We start from the raw sequence: 17,667 nt of genomic DNA, 5'->3' as shown, positions 1-17,667 counted from the left end.
ACTAGCGCTTCAATACATAAGGGCCAGAGACTTACATAAGGGCCAGAGACTTCTAAAGGTCTCTGGCCCTTGTGTATTGAGTAACCCTCACGCAGTGAGCGCTCCGGCTACGCTCCGGTTGCCGCCGTTGCGTTCGTGCCATAGGCGGTAGACGTCCACGGCATCAGCGCGGGATTCATGACGCATGGGTAGCCGCCGCTGATCCCAGGGCTTGGCGAACTCAGAGTAGAAGGTGTTGAGCTCGAAGTACTTTCGATCGTCAACATAGTGCGGTTCATAGGCGTCCCGGGTGGTCAGGAAGATGACCTCGTCGGGCGAACAGTAGTAGAGCGCCCCCAGGCACATGGGGCACGGCAGGGCCAGGATGTAGATGGTGGCCCCGGTCAGGTGTTCGGTGCCCAGCGTGGTGCATGCGTTCCGGATGGCCAGGATCTCGGCATGTGCGGTCGGATCGTTGGTATGGGCGACCTTGTTCGGACTCTCGGCCAGGACGGCACCGTCTCTCACGATGACGGTGGCGAAGGGCCGGCCACCCTCCTCGACATTACGGAGTGCGAGGTCGATGGTTCGTTGCGCGAAGTCCATGAGGATCCTTAGGCGTGCTTGGCGATGGGGGATTCGGTCAGAACGGAACGGTGGGCAGATACTTGCCGTCCAGGGTGATCACCGCACGGTGTCCGCCCTCGGGGTCGGGAACCTTCTGCACGTCGAGTCTGAAGTTGATGGCGCTGATGATGCCGTCCCCGAACTGTTCGTGGACCAGCGCCTTCAGTGTGGTGCCATACACCTGGAGCATCTCGTAAAAGCGATAGATCGTCGGATCGGTCGGAATTCCACCGGGGATGGAGCCGCGGGTGGGGATGGTCTGTAACAGTGCGGCCGCCCCGTCGTCGAGGCCGAGGAGGTCGGCGACCGCATCGGCGGCCTGTTTCGGTAGTGGATGCTGACCCAGCACGGCGGCGGTGACGAAGGCCGGCGAGTATCCGGCGGTGTCGGCGATCTGCTGCCAGGTGAGATCCTTGGCAGTCTTGGCCTCGACTGCGGCGATGGCCAGTTCTTCGCGACTGGTGGGATCGAATTGTGCGTGCACCATGTGCGTCATTCCTCTCCGTTGGTAACTCCAGCCTGCGTCACCTGGCGCTATAGAGTCCAATACTTGTATTCAATGGCAACTATCGACAATACGAATAGTTGTTGGGGGTCAGTGCTGTTGGGCTGCCGCGTGGACGCACTCAGTGAACGCGCGCGCCGCGGCGGAGTGATAGGCGGTGTTGCGTCGCAACAGCTCGACGGTTCGGGTGGGCAACGGCGGGTCCAGTGACACCAGATGCAGGTCCGAGTGTTCGCGCGCGATCGCATCGGGAAGCACGGTGGCCAGCGACCCACGCCTGACGAATTCCAGTAGCGCGCTAATCGAATTGGCCTCGACCGCGACGTGGGGCGCGACCCCGAGGCCCGCGAAGTAGGTGTCGATGTCCTGCCGTGTCGCGAAATCCGCGCTGAGGAGCCCCAGTGCTTCGTGAGCGAGCCGGCCCACCGGCAGCGATTCAGGTTTTGCCGCTAGTCGGTGATCCGAGCCGACCACCAGTCGCAGCGTCTCGGTGAACAGCGCGACGTGATCGATCCCCGCGGGATGGGGCCCCGCGAAGGCGATCCCGAGGTCGAGCCGATCGGCCAGCAGGTCGGCCTCGATACGTTCCTGGGTGGTCTCTCGCACAGTAAGTGTGATGCCGGGGTGTGCGGTGCGGAACCTGTGTACCAGCGGACCGATGAAGTACGTGGTGAAGGTCGGTGTCATGGCGATCCGCAGGTGTCCGCGCGACAGGTCCTGCACGTCGTGGACCGCGCGTTCGCCCGCGTCGAGATCTCGCAGCGCGAGCCGCGCGTGCTGCGCGTACGCCTCACCCGCGTCCGTCAGCCGAACCGTGCGGCCCGACCGATCGAGCAGCACCACCCCGAGTGTGCGCTCGAGTTGCTTGATCTGCTGCGACAGAGTCGGCTGGGAGATGTGCAGCGCCTCGGCCGCACGGGTGAAATTCGCATGATCGGCAACAGCGAGCAGGTACCGGATATGACGCAGCTCCATCGAAGTCACTATAAGTCGCCATTCGAAGCGTCGCGGACGCTCACCGAGCGGCGTTGATGGCCTTGAGAATTCGTTGCTCGCTGACCGCACGTGCGGTGCCGAGCTGCTGGGCCCAGAGGCTCACGCGCAGCTCTTCGATGAACCACGCGATGTCCCTGACGTCGGGATCGTCCGCGCGCCCGGCTGGCAGATCGCGCAGTAGGTCGTCGTAGGTGTCTTCGACGGCATGCACGCGTTGCATGCGCTCCCGGTCGGCTTCCACGCCCTGCGGTAGGCGCTCTAGTCGATTCCCGATCGCGGTGACGTAGCGTGCCAGGTCTGTCAGGCGCGCCGCGCCGGTGGCCGCGACGAACCCGCCCTCGAGCAGCCTGGCAAGTTGGTCGCGCATGTCGGCGATCGCATCGGCTTGCACCGCAGGCGCGTTGGTGGGCAGCGCCACCTGTACCTCGCTCCAGGCCGCGACCACCTTCTCGGCACGGCGCACGATATCGAGCGTGGTCGCCGCCAGATTCTGGGCGGCGCGGTCTCGAAGTGCGCTGAACTCCGCCCGGGTCCATACCGGTGCGGGGGCCAGCAGATCGACTGCTGCGTCGGCGCAATCATCGAGCAGTGCCGCCAGCGAGCCATCCGGATTTGAGGAGAGCATCAGCTTGGATCGCGGGTCTAGGCCTCTTTCAACGGTTTTCATAGGTGACGGAATGGAGAGCCGCAGCAGGCGTCGGGTGCCCACGGCCATGGCTGCCCGCTGCTCGGAGGCGGTGGCGAACACGTGGATGTCCACAGCGGTTCCCGTATCCACCAGGGCCGGGTATCCGCGCACGGTGTGTGCGCCGCTGACTTGTTCCACCGTGCGGGGTAATTCGGCCAGATCCTCGGGCCAGCCGCGTAGGCCGCGGCGTTCCCATTCGCCCGCCACTACGGCCGCCACGGCCTGGCGGGTGGAACCCGCGAGCTGCTGTTGCAATGCTTCGAGATTCTTGTCGCGTGCTACCTCGGAGCCGTCGGCGGACTCGACGATGAACGTCACCCGGAGGTGCGGGGGCACTTTGTCCAGGTCGAACGCATCGGTGGGTACGCGAATGCCGGTAAGCCGATGCAGCTCGCGCCCCAATGCGTATACCAGCGGTTCGGCACCGGGTTCGAGGCTTTCGAGCACCGCGCGGGCGGTGTCGGGTGCGGGGACGAAGTTGCGGCGCAGGTCCTTGGGCAGCGAGCGGATAAGGGCGGTGATCAGCTCTTCGCGCAAAGCCGGTACATGCCAGGCAAATTCATCACCGCCAAGGCGGGCAAGAACTTCCACCGGGATGTGCACGGACACACCGTCGTCGGCCGCACCCGGTTCGAATCGATAGCTGACCGGCAGCGCCACGTCGCCCGCTCGCCAGGTGTCGGGCATGTCGGTGGCCGCGTCCTCGCCGCGCAGCAGATCGTTGCGGGTGAAGGTCAGCAGATCCGGCGTCTTGTGTCGTTGCTTGCGCCACCAGGCGTCAAAGTGCCTGGCGGACACCGCATCCGTGGGAATACGGGCAGCGTAGAGCGCGAAGATCTCGTCATCGCCCACCAGCAGGTCGCGGCGCCGGGCCTTGTCTTCGAGCTCGGACAGCTCTTCCAGCAAGCGCGCGTTGTCTCGTAGGAAATGGTGCTTGCTCTGCCAGTCGCCCTCCACGAGGGCGTGCCTGATGAACAATTCGCGGGCCAGCTCCGGATCGACCTGTGCGTAACCCACGCGGCGGCGGGGCACCAGGGGCAGCCCGTACAACGTGACCCGCTCGAAGGCCATCACCGAGCCGCGCTCGGCGTCCCAGTGCGGCTCGCTGTACGCGCGTTGCACCAGATCCCCGGCGATTCGCTCGACCGATTGCGGCTCGATGCGTGCCGCGACGCGGCCGAACAATCGGCTGGTCTCGACCAGGTCGGCGACGACCACCCACCGTGGAGGCTTCTTGGTGAGCACCGAACCAGGAGCCAACACGAACTTGGTGTTACGTGCGCCGGAGTAGTCGCGGGTGTCGCCCTCGCGTAAACCGATGTGCGACAACAGGCCGGCGATCAGCGCAGCGTGGACAAGAGCCGGGTCGGCTTGCTCCCCCGACTCGCGAATGCCGAGGTCGCGCGCGATGCTGCGCAACTGGCCCACCAAATCCTGCCATTCCCGGATCCGCAGGTAATGCAGAAACTCATCTCGGCACATACGCCGAAACGCGCTGCCGGAGAGCTGGCTTCGTTGATCCTGGATGTACCGCCAGAGGTTCAGGTAGGCGCTGAAGTCGGAATGGTCGTCGGAGAACCGCGCATGTTTTTGCCGTGCGGTGTCCTCGCGGTCGGCCGGACGTTCACGCGGATCGGGAATCGACAGGGCCGCCGCGAGCACTAGGATCTCCTCGACGCAGCCTTCGGCATCGGCTTGCAGAATCATCCGCCCGATACGGGGATCGAGGGGTAGGCGCGCGAGCCGGCGGCCCAGTTCGGTGATGGTGTCCTCGGTGTCGAAGGCGCCCAGTTCTTGCAGCAGTTGCACACCGTCGCGGATGCTGCGTTTGTCGGGCGGATCCAGGAAGGGGAAGTTCTCGATGTCGCCGAGCTGTAGGGCTGCCATCTGCAGAATGACGGCGGCAAGGTTGGTCCGCAGGATCTCCGGATCGGTGTAGCGGGGCCGAGCCTCAAAATCCTGCTCGGAGTACAGCCGGATGCACACGCCGGGCGCGGTCCGTCCGGACCGGCCGGACCGTTGCGCGGCCGACGCCTGCGAGATGGGTTCGATGGGTAGGCGCTGCACCTTGGTGCGCCGGCTGTAGCGGGAGATGCGTGCGGTGCCGGGGTCGATGACATACCGGATGCCGGGAACGGTCAGCGAGGTTTCGGCGACATTGGTGGCCAGTACCACGCGCCGACCGGTGTGAGGCTGAAAGACCTTGTGTTGCTCGGCTGTTGGCAGCCGCGCGTACAGCGGAAGTACCTCAGTGTTGCGAAAGGCGCCGCGCAGGGTCTCGGCGGTGTCGCGGATCTCACGCTCGCCGGACAGGAACACCAGCACGTCCCCGGGAGGCTCGCTCTCCAGCTCACGGACGGCGTCGGCGATGGCCTCGGTCTGGTCGCGTATCTCGGTGCGGACGATCTCGTGGTCGGGGTCATCGGGTTCGTCGTCAGCCTTGGCACGGGAGTCGCCGGGTACGGGGACTTCCAGTGGCCGGTACCGAATCTCGACAGGGTAGGTCCGTCCGGAGACTTCGACGATGGGTGCGCCTCCAAAATGTGCCGAAAAGCGCTGGGGCTCAATGGTTGCCGAGGTGACGATGACCTTAAGGTCAGGCCGACTTGGCAGCAGTTCGCGCAGATAGCCGAGCAGGAAATCAATGTTGAGGCTGCGCTCGTGTGCCTCATCGAGGATGAGTGTGTCGTAACGGAGCAGTCGCCGGTCGCGCTGGATCTCTGCGAGCAGGATGCCGTCGGTCATCAGCTTGACGAGGGTGCGATCGCTGGCGTGATCGGTGAATCTGACGGTGTAGCCCACAGTCTCACCGAGCGGGGTCCCCAGCTCCTCGGCGATGCGCTCGGCGACGGTGCGCGCCGCCAGCCGGCGCGGCTGGGTGTGGCCGATGGTGCCGCGGATTCCTCGGCCCAGCTCCAGGCAGATCTTGGGAAGCTGCGTGGTCTTCCCCGACCCGGTCGCGCCGGCGACGACGACAACCTGATGCGTGGAGATCGCGCGGGCGAGTTCTTCTCGATGCGCACTTACGGGCAGGTCCGGGTACGTGATGACGGGGATCGCGGCGGTCCGGGTGGCGACCAGGGCCTCTGCGGCCACGAACTGTTCGGCGAGTTTCGCCAAGGCGTCCGGGTGGGCGTCACGCTGATTCTTCAGACGGCGCCCGAGGCGAGACGCGTCGCGAATGGTCAGTCCGTCGAGGCGCGCGCGCAACGCGGGACGGGACAATTCGGACACTCGGACAAGGATAGGGCGCGTGAGGAAGGGTCCCGCTGGTCGCCTCTAGATTCTGTCGGTGAAACTGCCGTGGAATCCGGGAAAGTGGTGGCCCGGCAGGATCGCGATGGCGAGGGCGGGGTCTTCGATGGCGTGAGCGTCGAGAATATGTAGCTCTGTCCGGTGCTCACCGCTGTTGTAGACGACGGCGAGTATCCAGCCTTCGTCTTCACCGGAGGAGTGCGACCGTGGGACGAAGAGAGGCTCGCCCGCGACGAGGCCGGGCGCGAACGTGTGGTGACGTTGGGTGTCGTTCGCGCGATCGAGCTTGACGATCGCGTTCTCGTCGGCCCGGGTCTGCGCGGACAGATAGGTATAGCGGTGCTCGTGCCCGGTGCGCCGTTCATCGTGGGTAGGGAACTCGGCTGGGGCGGTGGGGTAATCGGTGATGTGCACAGTTCCCGCCGGGGTGATGCGCAGTCGTGTCGGCCAGCCCAGTGTGGGCACCTGGGTGCGGAATTGCTTCAGTCCGGCGGTGAGGAAGTCGAAATCCTGGTGGCGCACGATATCCAGCACGACGTCGCCACGGTCCTCGTAGGCATTGTCGACGTGGACGTAGACCAGAGGGTCACATTCAACGGTGCGGGGCGGGCCCCCGTCACGCGGGACCAAAACGATCCTCATGCCTTGTTCGGGCCGGTAGTCCGCGCTGTCACCCAGGGCTGCGAAGCCCAGGCCCGCGAATGCGGCGCGCACGGGGTCGACGGTGATGGGTGCCAGTGCGAACACCAAATATGTTGGGGTGATGGCAAAGTCGTGCTGAATGTAGATGTGGCCGGTGGGAACCTTGGCGATCTGTGTCAGTGTCCCGTTCGCGTCAATCCGGAAACACCGGAGGCATGCGAGGGCGGGGCCCGTCAGCGAGGGCGATACATCCAGCCCGAAGTTGAACAGCTCGCCGGTGTCCGGATCGATGCGCGGATGCGGTGAGAACCGGGAGAATCGCGGCAGCCGTCCCTCGAATGTGCAGGGCCCGATCGTGCTCAGGTCGCCCGGGTCGATCGCCCAGGGCCGGCCGGCGTCGCTGAGCGCCAGCAGTCGGTCGGCGTGGACGACGGCATGAGTGTTCGCGGCATCGGCCGGCTGTCGTCCCACGTTGTCCCACAGGTGTTTTCCTTGCGTGTACACACCGCGGATATCCGCACCCCGGCCGCGCGCCTCCTTGCGCCGTTTCGGTGTATCGACGAAGCGTGAGCGAAAGCGGACCGCACCGTCGGTGATCGTGAACTTCACGATCAGTCCGTCACCGTCGAACGGGTGGTCGGCGCGGAAACCGCCGTGGTCCCAATCGGCCGGGCCATTGCGATAGAGGGTGCCCCGGAGCTCGTGCGGCACCGAGCCGATCAGTGGTAGCGCCATCTCGCCGGGCGTTTCCTGCGCTGGCAGGTACATCGTGAGGGCGTCGGCCACACGGCTGTTGGCAAGGGTCATCGTGAGCTCCTCGGGCTGAGAAACGGGGCCATGCATATCTGCTCACAGTTGTTCGCAGATATTGCTGATTGTTGCTACCCGGGGGAGCAGAAGTCAATAGTGATTCAAATCCGGTGGCGCTGAAGGCGGGATCCGATATGTGCCGCCGGGTAACTTCGCACCGGTGACCGGCTTCTTGTCTGAGACGGCGTTCGCCGAACGCACCGTGGTCCTGATCGGTGGGGGAACCGGCATCGGGCGCCGTGTGGCCGGGTTGGTGACTGCGGCGGGCGGCGAGGTCGTCTTGGGCGGGCGCACCGCCGCGACCCTCGCCGCCGCGGCTCGCGAGCTCGGGCCACGAGCGCGCTGGCATCTGGTCGACACGTCGGAGCAGGCGAGCATCGACGAGTTCTTCACGGATATCGACAGAGCGCACGGGTTGTTCACTACCGCCGCGACCTACGTCACCGGTTCGATCTCCGAGCTGTCCATCGAGGCGGCCGCGACACCGTTCGAGTCGAAGTTTTGGGGACAGTACCGGGTGGTCAAGACGGCTGTGCCGAAGCTTGCCGAGGATGCCTCGGTGGTGTTGATGTCGGGGGCGGCCAGTGTTCGTCCCGCCGGAAACGCACCGGCATATGTCGCGGCCAACGCGGCCATCGAGGGCCTGGCCCGGGGGTTAGCCCAGGAGCTGGCCCCGATCCGGGTCAATGCGCTCTCGCCGGGCACCGTGGACGGGCACCTATGGAACCAGCGCGCGCCCGAGGTGCGCCGTCAGGCGTTTGAACATATCGCGGCAACATCCACGGTGGGCCGGGCCGTCACGGAGGACGAAGTCGCCCAGGCCGCCGTCTACCTGCTGCTGAACACCGGCACTACCGGCTCAACGCTGTATACCGACGGCGGCTATTCGCTGCGTTAGACGCTCCAGGCACTTGCCAGGCCGGCGGAGACCGACGCCGCGGCCGTCAGCAGCCCATGCCAGGTCTCCGGCTGCAGCTGCTGGATGTCCAGCGGGCCCGCGGTCGCGATGTGCGGGTCATACGGAACGGCGACAATGTGGTTCGGCGAGATCCAGCGGTGGAACCGGGCGACCATGGCCGCCACCAGACGCTCGGAGTTCCTGCGATCTTCGCGACTGTCGTAGCCACGGACATGGTTGATCACCACCACCATGCGGGGGATCAGGTACTCGTAGCCCTCGGAGATAAGCCACTCAATCGCCCGGACCGCACCCTCGGCGCCGACCGGCGTGGCCGCCGCCACGAGCACCACACCATTGGCGCACCGCAGCACGCCCGGCATGACCGGATGCCAGAAGTCCACGCCGGTATCGGTGATGAGCAGGCTGTAGAGCCGTTGCAGCCGATCGTGCACCTGGGTGTAGACCTCGGAGTTGAGTTCTCCCCGGGGGCGCACCGAATGTCCGTTGGCGGCAAGCACATCCAGCCCGGTCTCGGAGTTCTGACCGACGAAGAAGCGCAGATCGAAGTTGCGCTCGGGCTCGTTTTGTGCCAGCACATCGGTGAAGGTGGACGAAGCGGACGGGTCGATCCACGACGCCAGGTTGGCCGACTGGCCCGGATCGGCATCGGTGGCCAGCACCATGTCCTTGCGGCGCAGCTCGGACAGCACAGAACCGAGGGCGGCGGTCATCATCGTCTTGCCGACGCCGCCGTTGCCGCCCAGAACCGCCAGGGAGTGGATGCCTCGCCAGGGGGTGCGCACCACGGCGGTGAGCTCGCGAAGTTCGGCCTCCTCGCGGGACTCGCCGGGATTGATGACGCCAAAGCTTCCGCGGTACACCCACTTACGCCAACCCACCGATGCGGGCCGCCGTGGCGGGGGCAGCATTTCCGAGCGGAGCTGGGCGCCCAATGCGTCGCCGATCGCCGGGGGGAGATCGACGCGCGGATCGTGAGGCGGCACGGCGTCCACGATGGACAGCGGGCCGCGGGGTGGCAGTTGCACGGGCGGCGGCAGAGGCCGCAATTCGGGCTGCTGTGCCGCAGCCTCCGCGCGCTGTCGTTTGGCGTGTGCACCGAGCTTGATGGGGATGATGGGTCCGGTCCGGTCGAGGATCTCCTCCTCGGAGCCGTCCGCCGGGGAATCGTTGGGCGCACTCACGGAATCTCCTCCTCCACCAGAAGCCGTTTGGCCCCAGCGCTCCGACAGTTTCGTTCTGCATCGCGGGCAGCATGAGACCCGTCGCATTCGCAGTCTCTTATGGCGGCTGTGTGGATGGCGAGGGCCGTTACCCACCCGTGTCTGAATCGGCATCAAATGGGACGAGGTTGGTATGCAGTCGGTATCGGCGCTAAATCAGCAGGTCACATCCACGTACATGGTCTTGGTGGTCGTGGTGGTGGTGAAGACGCCCGGACGCTTGTTGCTCGGCAGGCCGTAATCGGACCGAGTGGTGGTCTGTCCGGGGCGCACGCTGCTGGCGGTGCACTGAGTGAGGGCCTTGGAACCGGTCTTGCTGACAATCACGTTGTATCCCTGTGCCTGAAGCTCGCTGACGGTCTGCTGGGCGTTTGAGCTGTCGGTCTGGGCGGACGCGGTGCCCAGGGCGAAGCCGAGGGGCGCGAGCGCGAGAGCGGCGGCGGCGGTTCCGGTGATGATGTACTTCTTCATGATTTCTCCTGTGCCAGTTGGTCTTTGAGTTGGATCACCGGGTTGCTTGGTGATACTTCAACGATGCGGCGTGACGGCCGGAATGTCTGTCGGGCGATCGCCTGATGCGGGGGAGGATCTTGATGTCCACCAATTGGGGGACACGCGTGGATTTGGCGTGCCAAGCTTGCGTTTGTGCAGGTGAGCGCCGGGCTCGTGCGGGTGGTGGTCGGCGATGACCACCCCCTCTTTCGCGAGGGTGTGGTGCGGGCGCTGACCGGTAGTGGCCAGATAGAGGTGGTGGCGGAGGCCGAGGACGGCGCCGGCGTGCTCGCGCTGATCAGGGAGCACCTGCCCGATGTCGCGCTGGTCGACTACCGCATGCCGGAGCTGGACGGAACACAGGTGGCGGCCGCCGTGCGCCGCGATGAACTGCCCACCCGGGTGCTCTTGCTCTCCGCACATGACGATGCGGCGATCGTCTATCACGCGCTGGAGGAAGGCGCCGCGGGCTTTCTGTCGAAGGAGTCCACTCGCGCAGAACTGGTCAGCGCGGTGCTCGACTGTGCGCGGGGCCGCGACGTGGTGACCGCGAGCCTGACGGCCGGCCTGGCCGGTGAGATCCGCAAACGCGCACAGCCGGCGGGTCCGTCGCTGAGCGCCCGTGAACGTGAGGTGTTGCGGATGATCGCCGCCGGACTCACCGTGCCCACCATCGCCAAGCAGTTGTTCTTGGCCCCGTCCACCGTGAAAACCCACGTGCAGCGGTTGTACGAGAAGTTGGGTGTCGGCGACCGTGCTGCCGCGGTGGCCGAGGCCATGCGGCGCGGATTGCTTGAGTAGCCGTGGTGATCGGACTGGACCGGATAGCCGATTACTTCACCGCCGAACCCATGCGGGTTTCGGCCTGGCTGCGGCTGCCGCTGATCGTGCTGATCGTGCTGCTGGGGTCGAACCCGAACATCGAGATGTGGCACGTCGGGGTGTATTACGCGGTGCTCGCGGTGTACACGGTGTCGGCGATCGCCTGGGTGGTGATCGCGGTTCGCGGACACGTCCCGCTGTGGGTGGCTCCGGCGGCCACGGCGATCGACATCGCCGCCGTGGTGGCGCTGTGCGTGGCCTCCGGTTACGGCACGTCGGAATTGCTTCCGGTGTTCTTTCTGTTACCCGTTTCGGTGGCCTTTCAAGAGCGGCCCGCCGTGACGGCCATCCTCGGAACAGTCACCGCTGCAGGGTATTTGGGTGTTCTGGTGTTCTACACCAGGAGCGGCAACATCGACAGCATTCCCGGCGACGAGTACGTCACGGTAGCCACATTGCTGTGGTTGGCCGCTGCTACCGCGGGAATGTGCTTCGTCCTCAAACGGCGCTCCGAACACGTGGGGCAGCTGTTACACACCCGCGAGCAGCTGGTCCTGGAAGCGATGCGTGCCGATGAGCGGCACAACCGCGAGGTCGCCGAACAACTGCACGACGGGCCGTTGCAGAACCTACTGGCGGCACGCCTGGAGATCGAAGAAGTACTTGAACGCCAACCGGATCCGATACTGCGTGCGGTCCATTCCTCCCTGCGGGAGACGGCGGCGGAGCTTCGCGGGGCGGTGTCCTCGCTGCATCCGCAGGTGCTCGCCGAGCTGGGACTGACGGCGGCGATCCAGGAGCTCGGGCGGCAGTACGCGGCGCGGGGCACCGCCGAGGTCAGCACCGAACTGCAGGAAGTGGGCAGTCTTCCGGTGCAGCCGTTGGTGTACCGGGCGGCCAAGGAGCTGTTGACCAACGCCGTAAAACACGGCCGTGCCAAGAACATTCACGTCGAGCTGACTCGGGACGGGAATCTTCTGACGCTTGTGGTCGCGGACGACGGCAGGGGCTTCGATCCGCGCGGACTCGCCTCGTCGGTCGCCAACGGGCATATCGGGCTGGCCTCGCTGACGGTTCCGATCGCGGCTACCGGCGGCAACGTCGAGATCGTGTCGGCGCCGGGTGCGGGCACCAGGGTGTCCGTCACGGTGCCCGTCGATATGGCAGCGTAAGGGGGACGCTCGGCGCCGAGAGCGGGCCCTCAAGAGATGGAGAACAGGTGTACGACCTCGTCATCATCGGTTCCGGCAGTGGAAACTCCTTGCCCGACGACCGTTTCGCGGACCAGGAGATCGCGATCGTCGATCGCGGTGTGTACGGGGGCGCCTACGGCGGCACCTGCCTGAATGTCGGATGCATACCCACCAAGATGTTCGTCTATCCCGCGGACCTGGCCGATGAGGCGCGCGGCGGTGCCCGGCTCGGTGTGGACAGCTCGGTGAGCGGGACCCGCTGGGCCGATATCCGCGAGCGTGTCTTCGGCCGGATAGACCCGATCGCGGCGGGTGGGCTGCGCTACCGCGTCGAGGACTGCCCGAACATCACCGTCTTTCAGCAGGAGGCGCGATTCATCGCCCCGGTGCCCGATGCCGAGGGCGATCTGGTTCACCGGCTCCAACTGGCCGATGGCACGGTCCTGGAGACCCGGCAGGTGGTGATCGCCGCGGGATCGCGTCCGGTTATCCCGGCCGTGATCGCCGGGAGTGGCGTGGACTTCCACACCAACGACGACATCATGCGTCTGCCCGAACTGCCCGATCGGGTGGTGATTGTCGGCAGCGGCTTTATCGCTGCTGAGTTCGCACATGTATTCAGCGGCCTGGGGTCGGCGGTGACGGTGGTCGCGCGCGGTCCGAGGCTGCTGCGGGCCCAGGATGAGACGATTTCGCAGCGTTTTACCGATGTGGTGTCGGGCCGGTGGGATGTGCGGCTGAACACTGAGGTGCTAGCCGCCCGTGAAACCGGCGGTGGCGGTATCGACGTGGACCTCACCGACGGATCGACGGTGGCGGGCGACGTGCTGCTGGTCGCGACCGGGCGTACCCCCAACGGCGACCAGTTGGACGTGGCGGCAGCGGGATTGGCGCTCGACGACAAGGGCCGCGTTCCGGTCGATCAGTACCAGCGCACGCCGGTGCGCGGCATCTACGCCTTGGGGGATGTGAGTTCGCACTATCTGCTCAAGCATGTGGCCAATCACGAGGCCCGGGTAGTGCAGGCGAATCTGCTGTCTGGGTGGGACTCGCCGACCACGGCCAGCGATCACCGGTTCGTGCCAGGTGCGGTGTTCAGCCGCCCCCAGGTGGCCTCGGTGGGGTTGTCGGAGGACGAGGCGCGGCAGCGCGGGATCGATGTGGCGGTGAAGGTTCAGACGTACGGGGACATCGCGTACGGATGGGCGATGGAGGACACCGAGGGCCTATGCAAGCTGGTCGCGGATCGCGCGACGGGCCTGCTGGTCGGCGCGCACATCGTCGGCTATCAAGCATCGGCGCTGATCCAGTCGCTGATCACCGCGATGAGCTTCTCGATTCCGGTGCGCGAGATGGCGCGGGGGCAGTACTGGATACACCCGGCACTACCCGAGCTGATCGAGAACGCGTTGCTTGGCCTGGAGCTGTAGCTCAGCCAGCCATGAACTCGTCGTAGGCGGAGGCCAGGCCCGCCGGTAGCACGGTGACGTTGCATTCGCGCTGGGCGTTGCCGATCGGGGCCAGTATGCCGCGTAGCTCGTGGTACTCCGTGGGATGAGCGGTGAAGTACGTGCGGATACTGGCGGCCGCCTCGGGCCGGGACTGGTTGGGAGCGGCATCGAACACCGCGCGTGCGCCCGGGTGGCTGTCGAGGTAGCTGCGCGTCGCCGACGTGGTGGTGCCGACGGTGTCGGACAGTCTCTCTTGGCTGCAGTCCGGCGCCGCGAATGCGGTGGGAGCCGTCACGGCGGCGGCGAGTCCTGCGAAGACGCTGACCGCGCTGGTGAGGGCTATCTGGCGTATACGTACGTGGGGGAGCTTCATGGCATCTCTCTTTGGGATAGTCGTTCAACGATCCCCGACCCTGTTCCCGGCCCTTGTTTACACAGTACGCTTAACCGCCAGGGGGTCAACTGACGAGCGGGATCTCCGCGGCGATGAGATCCAGCAGTGCGGGGTAGCGCTTGGCTTCCTTGTGGTTACCGGGCTTGCCGCTGCTGACCACGCCGACGGACAGGGCGCGTGCGGGATCCGCCCACACGGCGATGTCTACCAACCCGGTGTGCCCGAACGCGGCCGGAGAGTTGCGCCCGAATGGGCCGAATCGTTTGGAGCCCAACATGTACCCGGTACCCCAGCGCATCGGCATGCCGCCGGTCGCCATATCGGGGCGCAGCCGCCGGGCAGGTGCCGCTGCGGCGCGGATGGTCTCGGGAGACAGGATCCGTACCCCATCGAGTTCCCCTCCGCGGCAAAGCATCTCAGCGAAGCGGGACAGCTCGTTCGCGGTGGATACGGTGTTGGACGACGGCACCACGCCGGTGAGGAAGAACGGCTGGTTCGACATCGGGATGATCTCGTGCATGGTGCCACCGACGACCGCCCGGAAGGCCGCGCGCATGGGCGCGGGCAGCGGCTTGCCGGTGGGATGACTCGGAGCCACCAGCGGCACGTCCTCCGGCGCGACACCATAGTTGGTCCACCGGAACCCAAGGGGGTCAAGGATTTCCGTGGCAAGTATGTCGCGGATGCTCTTGCCGGTGGCGCCCAGAACGATCTCGCGTACCAACGGTCCCCAGGTCAGCGCGTGGTACATGTGCACCAGGCCGGGACGGTAGAGCGGGCGCAGCTGGCCGAGCTGTTCGCGGGTGTACTCGCTGTCATCCATCCGGGTGATGTCCGGCCGCGGACCGGTGGGCACCGGAATGCCCGCGCTGTGCGTCATCACGTGACGGAGGGTGATGCGATCCTTGCCCCGGCTGGTGAAGGTGGGCAAGTAGTCGCAGACACGATCATCGAGCGATAGCGCTCCGCGCTCGACCAGTAGGTGGACCACCGTTGTGGAGATGGCTTTGGCGGCCGAGTACACGCAGAACGGTGTGTCGGTGGTGACGGGGATCTTCTCGGCGTCGGCCGGATCGGTGGGAGCGTTGCCCCAACCGTGTCCGATGGCACGGTTGAGGATCACCTTTCCCTGGTGCCGCAGACACACCTGAATCGCCGGGTGCATACCGGCCTGGTACCAGTACCGGGCCGCCTGCCAGATTCGTTCGACGGCGGCCGGATCGATGCCGGAGTGGTCCTCGGCCTGATCACCGCTGCCGGTGTTCGTCACCGAGTCCAGGTCTGCCGGAACTCGTATGCGTCCGTCGTCAGTCATAGTGCCCTTTCGCCGAGTGGGAATCTCACGAGGAAATTCCGGCCAAACGCCTCGTCAGATTCCCATTCGACGTTAGCGGCCCGGGCGGGGTCGGATCAGAAGCCCAGGTCGCGCCCGATGAGCTCCTTCATGATCTCGTTGGAGCCTGCCCAGATCTTGGTGACACGGGCGTCCATCCAGGCCCGCGCGACCCGATACTCCTTCATGTAGCCGTAGCCGCCGTGCAGCTGTACGCAGGCGTCGATGACCTCGTTCTGCACCTGCGAGGACCACCACTTGGCCTTTGCGGCATCTATTGCCGAGAGCTCGCCCTTGCTGTGCGACAGCACACCTTGATCGACGTACACCTGTGCTGCTTCGAGTTTGGTGACGAGCTCGGCGATGAGGAACTTGTTGTACTGCAGGCTGCCGATCTGCTGACCGAACGCCTTGCGCTCCTTGGCGTACTCGATCGTCTCCTCCAGCACGCCGGCCGCGTGGGCGATGTTGGCGACCGCACAGCCCATCCGCTCCTGGGGCAGGCGCTGCATCATCGAGATGAATCCCTGGTTCACCTCACCGATCACGTTTTCGGCGGGCACCCGGACATCGGTGAAGAACAGTTCGGCGGTATCGGCCTCGGGCTGGCCCACCTTGTCCAGCTTGCGTCCGCGCTCAAAGCCGGGCATGCCCTCTTCGACGGCGAACAAGGTGATGCCCTTGGCCTTCAGCTCGGGTGCCGTGCGCGCGGCGACGACGACGAGGTCGGCGCGGGCGCCGTTGGTGATGAACGTCTTGGAGCCGTTGATGACCCAGTCGTCGCCGTCTTTGACCGCGGTGGTCTTGAGGGCAGCCAGATCGGAGCCACCCGACGGTTCGGTCATACCGATGGCGGTGATCATCTCGCCGCTACAGAACTTGGGCAGCCACCGCTGCTTCTGCTCGTCGGTGGTCAGCTCGACCAGGTACGGGGCGACGATGTCGAAATGGATGGACATCGACGAGGCCAGTGCGGCGCTGGAGCGGGACAGCTCCTCTTGCAGCACCGCGTTGTAGCGGTAGTCCCCGGCGCTGCTGCCCCCGAACTCCTCGGGGACGTCGAGCCCCAGGTAGCCCTGCTTGCCCGCCTCTAACCACAGTTCGCGGTCGATGTAGCGCTGCTCGATGAAGCTCTCGGCGCGCGGCTCGACGTAGCGCTGCACGAATGCCTTTACGGACTCCCGGAACGCGTCGTGGTCCTCGGTGTAGATAGTGCGTTGCATGGTGTTATCGAAGCACGCGTCTAAATCCGCGTGCTCGGGTGTGCTGCGGGGTGGTAGGGATGGAGACCATGAAGCTGCTCGCCGTCGCCGCTCTCACCGTCCTCGTCGCGGGATGTACCGCCGCTCCGGAGCCGCCCGAACAGCACGAACACGGCAACTCGCTGACTGCTCCGGCGGCGGGAGATCCGGTCTGGACGCAGCCGCGCGCACCCATTCGCGTCCACGGTGACACCTATTACGTCGGGACGGAGGGCATCAGTTCGGTGCTGATTCGGACCGACGCCGGTCTGATCCTTCTGGATGTGGGTATGCCGCAGTCGGCACCCCAGGTGGAGGACAACATCCGCACGCTGGGGTTCGCCGTGGACGACGTGAAGTACGTGCTGTCTTCTCACACCCACATCGACCATGCGGGCGGTATCGCAGCGGTGGTCCATGACAGCGGCGCCACGGCGGTATCGAGCCCCGTCGGCGCTCAGTCACTGCGCGCCGGGCACGTGTCTCCCGATGATCCGCAGGCCTCCGATACCGCGAACGCCTCTTTCCCCGCAGTGGAACGAGTTCGGGAGATCGCCGACGGGGAGGTGCTGAAGCTCGGAAATGTATCGGTGACAGCTCATTTCACGCCGGGCCACACACCCGGCGGTGTCAGCTGGACGTGGAAATCGTGCGAGGGCGGCCGGTGCCTGGACATGGTCTACGCCGATAGCCTCAATGCCGTCGCCACCGGCAACTACCGCTTTGTGCCCGGTCACGTATCCCGGTTCCGGCAGAGCATCCAGACGGTGCGCACGCTGCCTTGCGACATCCTGTTCTCCGTGCACCCCGAACAAGCCGATGACATCACGAAGCTGAACAGGCTCGCCGTGCAACGCGACCCCAACCCGATGATTGACCCGACAGCGTGCGGGACGCTTGCCGACAAGTTCGACGCGAAGCTGGACGCGCGGATCGCCCAGGAGCAGGCCGGCCGCTAGGCCGGCCGGCCGGATACAGCCCGCGCCCGCCACAGCGAGCATTCCGCGTCCGGTGACGACGGCCGCGCACGCGGCTTCAACGTGACGCTGAACACCCCGCGAAGTGCTCTTTTCGGTTTGCGATAGCTACCGGGATCA

15 protein-coding genes are annotated in these 17,667 nt (G+C 65.7%); 5 read left to right on the top strand and 10 right to left on the bottom strand.

Annotated elements, in window-relative coordinates:
• Nucleotides 1–87: 87 nt before the first annotated feature.
• From B4400_RS12985 to B4400_RS12965, 5 genes are all read right to left on the bottom strand, one after another.
• Nucleotides 88–585: a nucleoside deaminase gene (locus B4400_RS12985; RefSeq protein ID WP_078311447.1), complete on the bottom strand. Its 498-nt coding sequence runs from the start codon at nt 583–585 to the stop codon at nt 88–90.
• A 37-nt stretch (nt 586–622) separates the two neighbouring features.
• Nucleotides 623–1,093 carry a cyanase gene (gene cynS, locus B4400_RS12980; protein WP_078311469.1) on the bottom strand — a complete coding sequence of 157 codons (471 nt, stop codon included), beginning with the start codon at nt 1,091–1,093 and terminating at the stop codon, nt 623–625.
• Between the two features lie 108 nt (nt 1,094–1,201).
• The gene (gene cynR / locus B4400_RS12975; RefSeq protein WP_078311446.1) at nt 1,202–2,086 is read right to left on the bottom strand and encodes a transcriptional regulator CynR; all 885 of its coding nucleotides are present in this window, start codon (nt 2,084–2,086) and stop codon (nt 1,202–1,204) included.
• A gap of 40 nt (nt 2,087–2,126) precedes the next feature.
• Entirely contained in the window at nt 2,127–6,029 is a 3,903-nt protein-coding gene (gene hrpA / locus B4400_RS12970) for an ATP-dependent RNA helicase HrpA (RefSeq protein ID WP_078311445.1), read from the bottom strand.
• Nucleotides 6,030–6,074: 45 nt separating this feature from the next.
• Nucleotides 6,075–7,499 carry a carotenoid oxygenase family protein gene (locus tag B4400_RS12965; protein WP_139361387.1) on the bottom strand — a complete coding sequence of 475 codons (1,425 nt, stop codon included), beginning with the start codon at nt 7,497–7,499 and terminating at the stop codon, nt 6,075–6,077.
• A gap of 163 nt (nt 7,500–7,662) precedes the next feature.
• Between B4400_RS12965 and B4400_RS12960 the strand changes: the two genes are divergently transcribed.
• Nucleotides 7,663–8,400, top strand: coding sequence for an SDR family oxidoreductase (locus B4400_RS12960; RefSeq protein ID WP_078311468.1), 738 nt, complete (start codon nt 7,663–7,665; stop codon nt 8,398–8,400).
• Here B4400_RS12960 and B4400_RS12955 read toward each other — a convergent pair.
• Nucleotides 8,397–9,605: a MinD/ParA family ATP-binding protein gene (locus B4400_RS12955; RefSeq protein ID WP_078311443.1), complete on the bottom strand. Its 1,209-nt coding sequence runs from the start codon at nt 9,603–9,605 to the stop codon at nt 8,397–8,399. The two genes, B4400_RS12960 and B4400_RS12955, sit on opposite strands and share 4 nt — an antisense overlap.
• Nucleotides 9,606–9,800: 195 nt before the next feature.
• Nucleotides 9,801–10,115 carry a hypothetical protein gene (locus B4400_RS12950; protein WP_078311442.1) on the bottom strand — a complete coding sequence of 105 codons (315 nt, stop codon included), beginning with the start codon at nt 10,113–10,115 and terminating at the stop codon, nt 9,801–9,803.
• A 195-nt stretch (nt 10,116–10,310) separates the two neighbouring features.
• On the opposite strand from B4400_RS12950, the gene B4400_RS12945 reads away from it, so the two are divergent.
• The 3 genes from B4400_RS12945 to B4400_RS12935 are packed head-to-tail and all read left to right on the top strand — an operon-like array spanning nt 10,311 to nt 13,581.
• Nucleotides 10,311–10,937, top strand: a complete 627-nt coding sequence (locus B4400_RS12945; RefSeq protein ID WP_078311467.1) for a response regulator — start codon at nt 10,311–10,313, stop codon at nt 10,935–10,937.
• Between the two features lie 50 nt (nt 10,938–10,987).
• On the top strand, nt 10,988–12,130 hold the full coding sequence (locus B4400_RS12940; RefSeq protein ID WP_078311466.1) for an ATP-binding protein: 1,143 nt from the start codon (nt 10,988–10,990) through the stop codon (nt 12,128–12,130).
• A 47-nt stretch (nt 12,131–12,177) separates the two neighbouring features.
• Nucleotides 12,178–13,581, top strand: a complete 1,404-nt coding sequence (locus tag B4400_RS12935) for a mycothione reductase (RefSeq protein WP_078311441.1) — start codon at nt 12,178–12,180, stop codon at nt 13,579–13,581.
• 1 nt (nt 13,582) lies between these two features.
• Here B4400_RS12935 and B4400_RS12930 read toward each other — a convergent pair whose 3' ends face one another.
• The 3 genes from B4400_RS12930 to B4400_RS12920 form a co-directional block, all read right to left on the bottom strand.
• The gene (locus tag B4400_RS12930; RefSeq protein WP_078311440.1) at nt 13,583–13,975 is read right to left on the bottom strand and encodes a hemophore-related protein; all 393 of its coding nucleotides are present in this window, start codon (nt 13,973–13,975) and stop codon (nt 13,583–13,585) included.
• Between the two features lie 85 nt (nt 13,976–14,060).
• Nucleotides 14,061–15,311, bottom strand: a complete 1,251-nt coding sequence (gene lipE, locus B4400_RS12925) for a lipase LipE (RefSeq protein WP_078311439.1) — start codon at nt 15,309–15,311, stop codon at nt 14,061–14,063.
• Nucleotides 15,312–15,406: 95 nt separating this feature from the next.
• Complete coding sequence (locus B4400_RS12920; protein WP_078311438.1) at nt 15,407–16,552, bottom strand: acyl-CoA dehydrogenase family protein; 1,146 nt, start codon at nt 16,550–16,552, stop codon at nt 15,407–15,409.
• Nucleotides 16,553–16,620: 68 nt separating this feature from the next.
• On the opposite strand from B4400_RS12920, the gene bla reads away from it, so the two are divergent.
• A complete protein-coding gene (bla, locus tag B4400_RS12915; protein ID WP_170914990.1) occupies nt 16,621–17,529 on the top strand; it encodes a subclass B3 metallo-beta-lactamase in 909 nt (302 codons plus the stop codon).
• Nucleotides 17,530–17,667: the final 138 nt, after the last annotated feature.

Source organism: Mycobacterium sp. D16Q13 (genome assembly GCF_002013375.1).
Classification (GTDB): domain Bacteria; phylum Actinomycetota; class Actinomycetes; order Mycobacteriales; family Mycobacteriaceae; genus Mycobacterium.
The sequence above is the reverse complement of the archived record's forward strand: the minus strand, read 5'-3'. Positions and strand labels throughout refer to the sequence as shown.

Excerpts from the sequence above, each read along its gene's own strand:
- B4400_RS12985 (WP_078311447.1), bottom strand. The coding sequence starts at position 585 with ATGGACTTCGCGCAACGAACCATCGACCTCGCACTCCGTAATGTCGAG.
- cynS (WP_078311469.1), bottom strand. The coding sequence starts at position 1,093 with ATGGTGCACGCACAATTCGATCCCACCAGTCGCGAAGAACTGGCCATC.
- cynR (WP_078311446.1), bottom strand. The coding sequence starts at position 2,086 with ATGGAGCTGCGTCATATCCGGTACCTGCTCGCTGTTGCCGATCATGCG.
- B4400_RS12965 (WP_139361387.1), bottom strand. The coding sequence starts at position 7,499 with ATGACCCTTGCCAACAGCCGTGTGGCCGACGCCCTCACGATGTACCTG.
- B4400_RS12950 (WP_078311442.1), bottom strand. The coding sequence starts at position 10,115 with ATGAAGAAGTACATCATCACCGGAACCGCCGCCGCCGCTCTCGCGCTC.
- B4400_RS12940 (WP_078311466.1), top strand. The coding sequence starts at position 10,988 with ATGCGGGTTTCGGCCTGGCTGCGGCTGCCGCTGATCGTGCTGATCGTG.
- B4400_RS12930 (WP_078311440.1), bottom strand. The coding sequence starts at position 13,975 with ATGAAGCTCCCCCACGTACGTATACGCCAGATAGCCCTCACCAGCGCG.
- lipE (WP_078311439.1), bottom strand. The coding sequence starts at position 15,311 with ATGACTGACGACGGACGCATACGAGTTCCGGCAGACCTGGACTCGGTG.
- B4400_RS12920 (WP_078311438.1), bottom strand. The coding sequence starts at position 16,552 with ATGCAACGCACTATCTACACCGAGGACCACGACGCGTTCCGGGAGTCC.
- bla (WP_170914990.1), top strand. The coding sequence starts at position 16,621 with ATGAAGCTGCTCGCCGTCGCCGCTCTCACCGTCCTCGTCGCGGGATGT.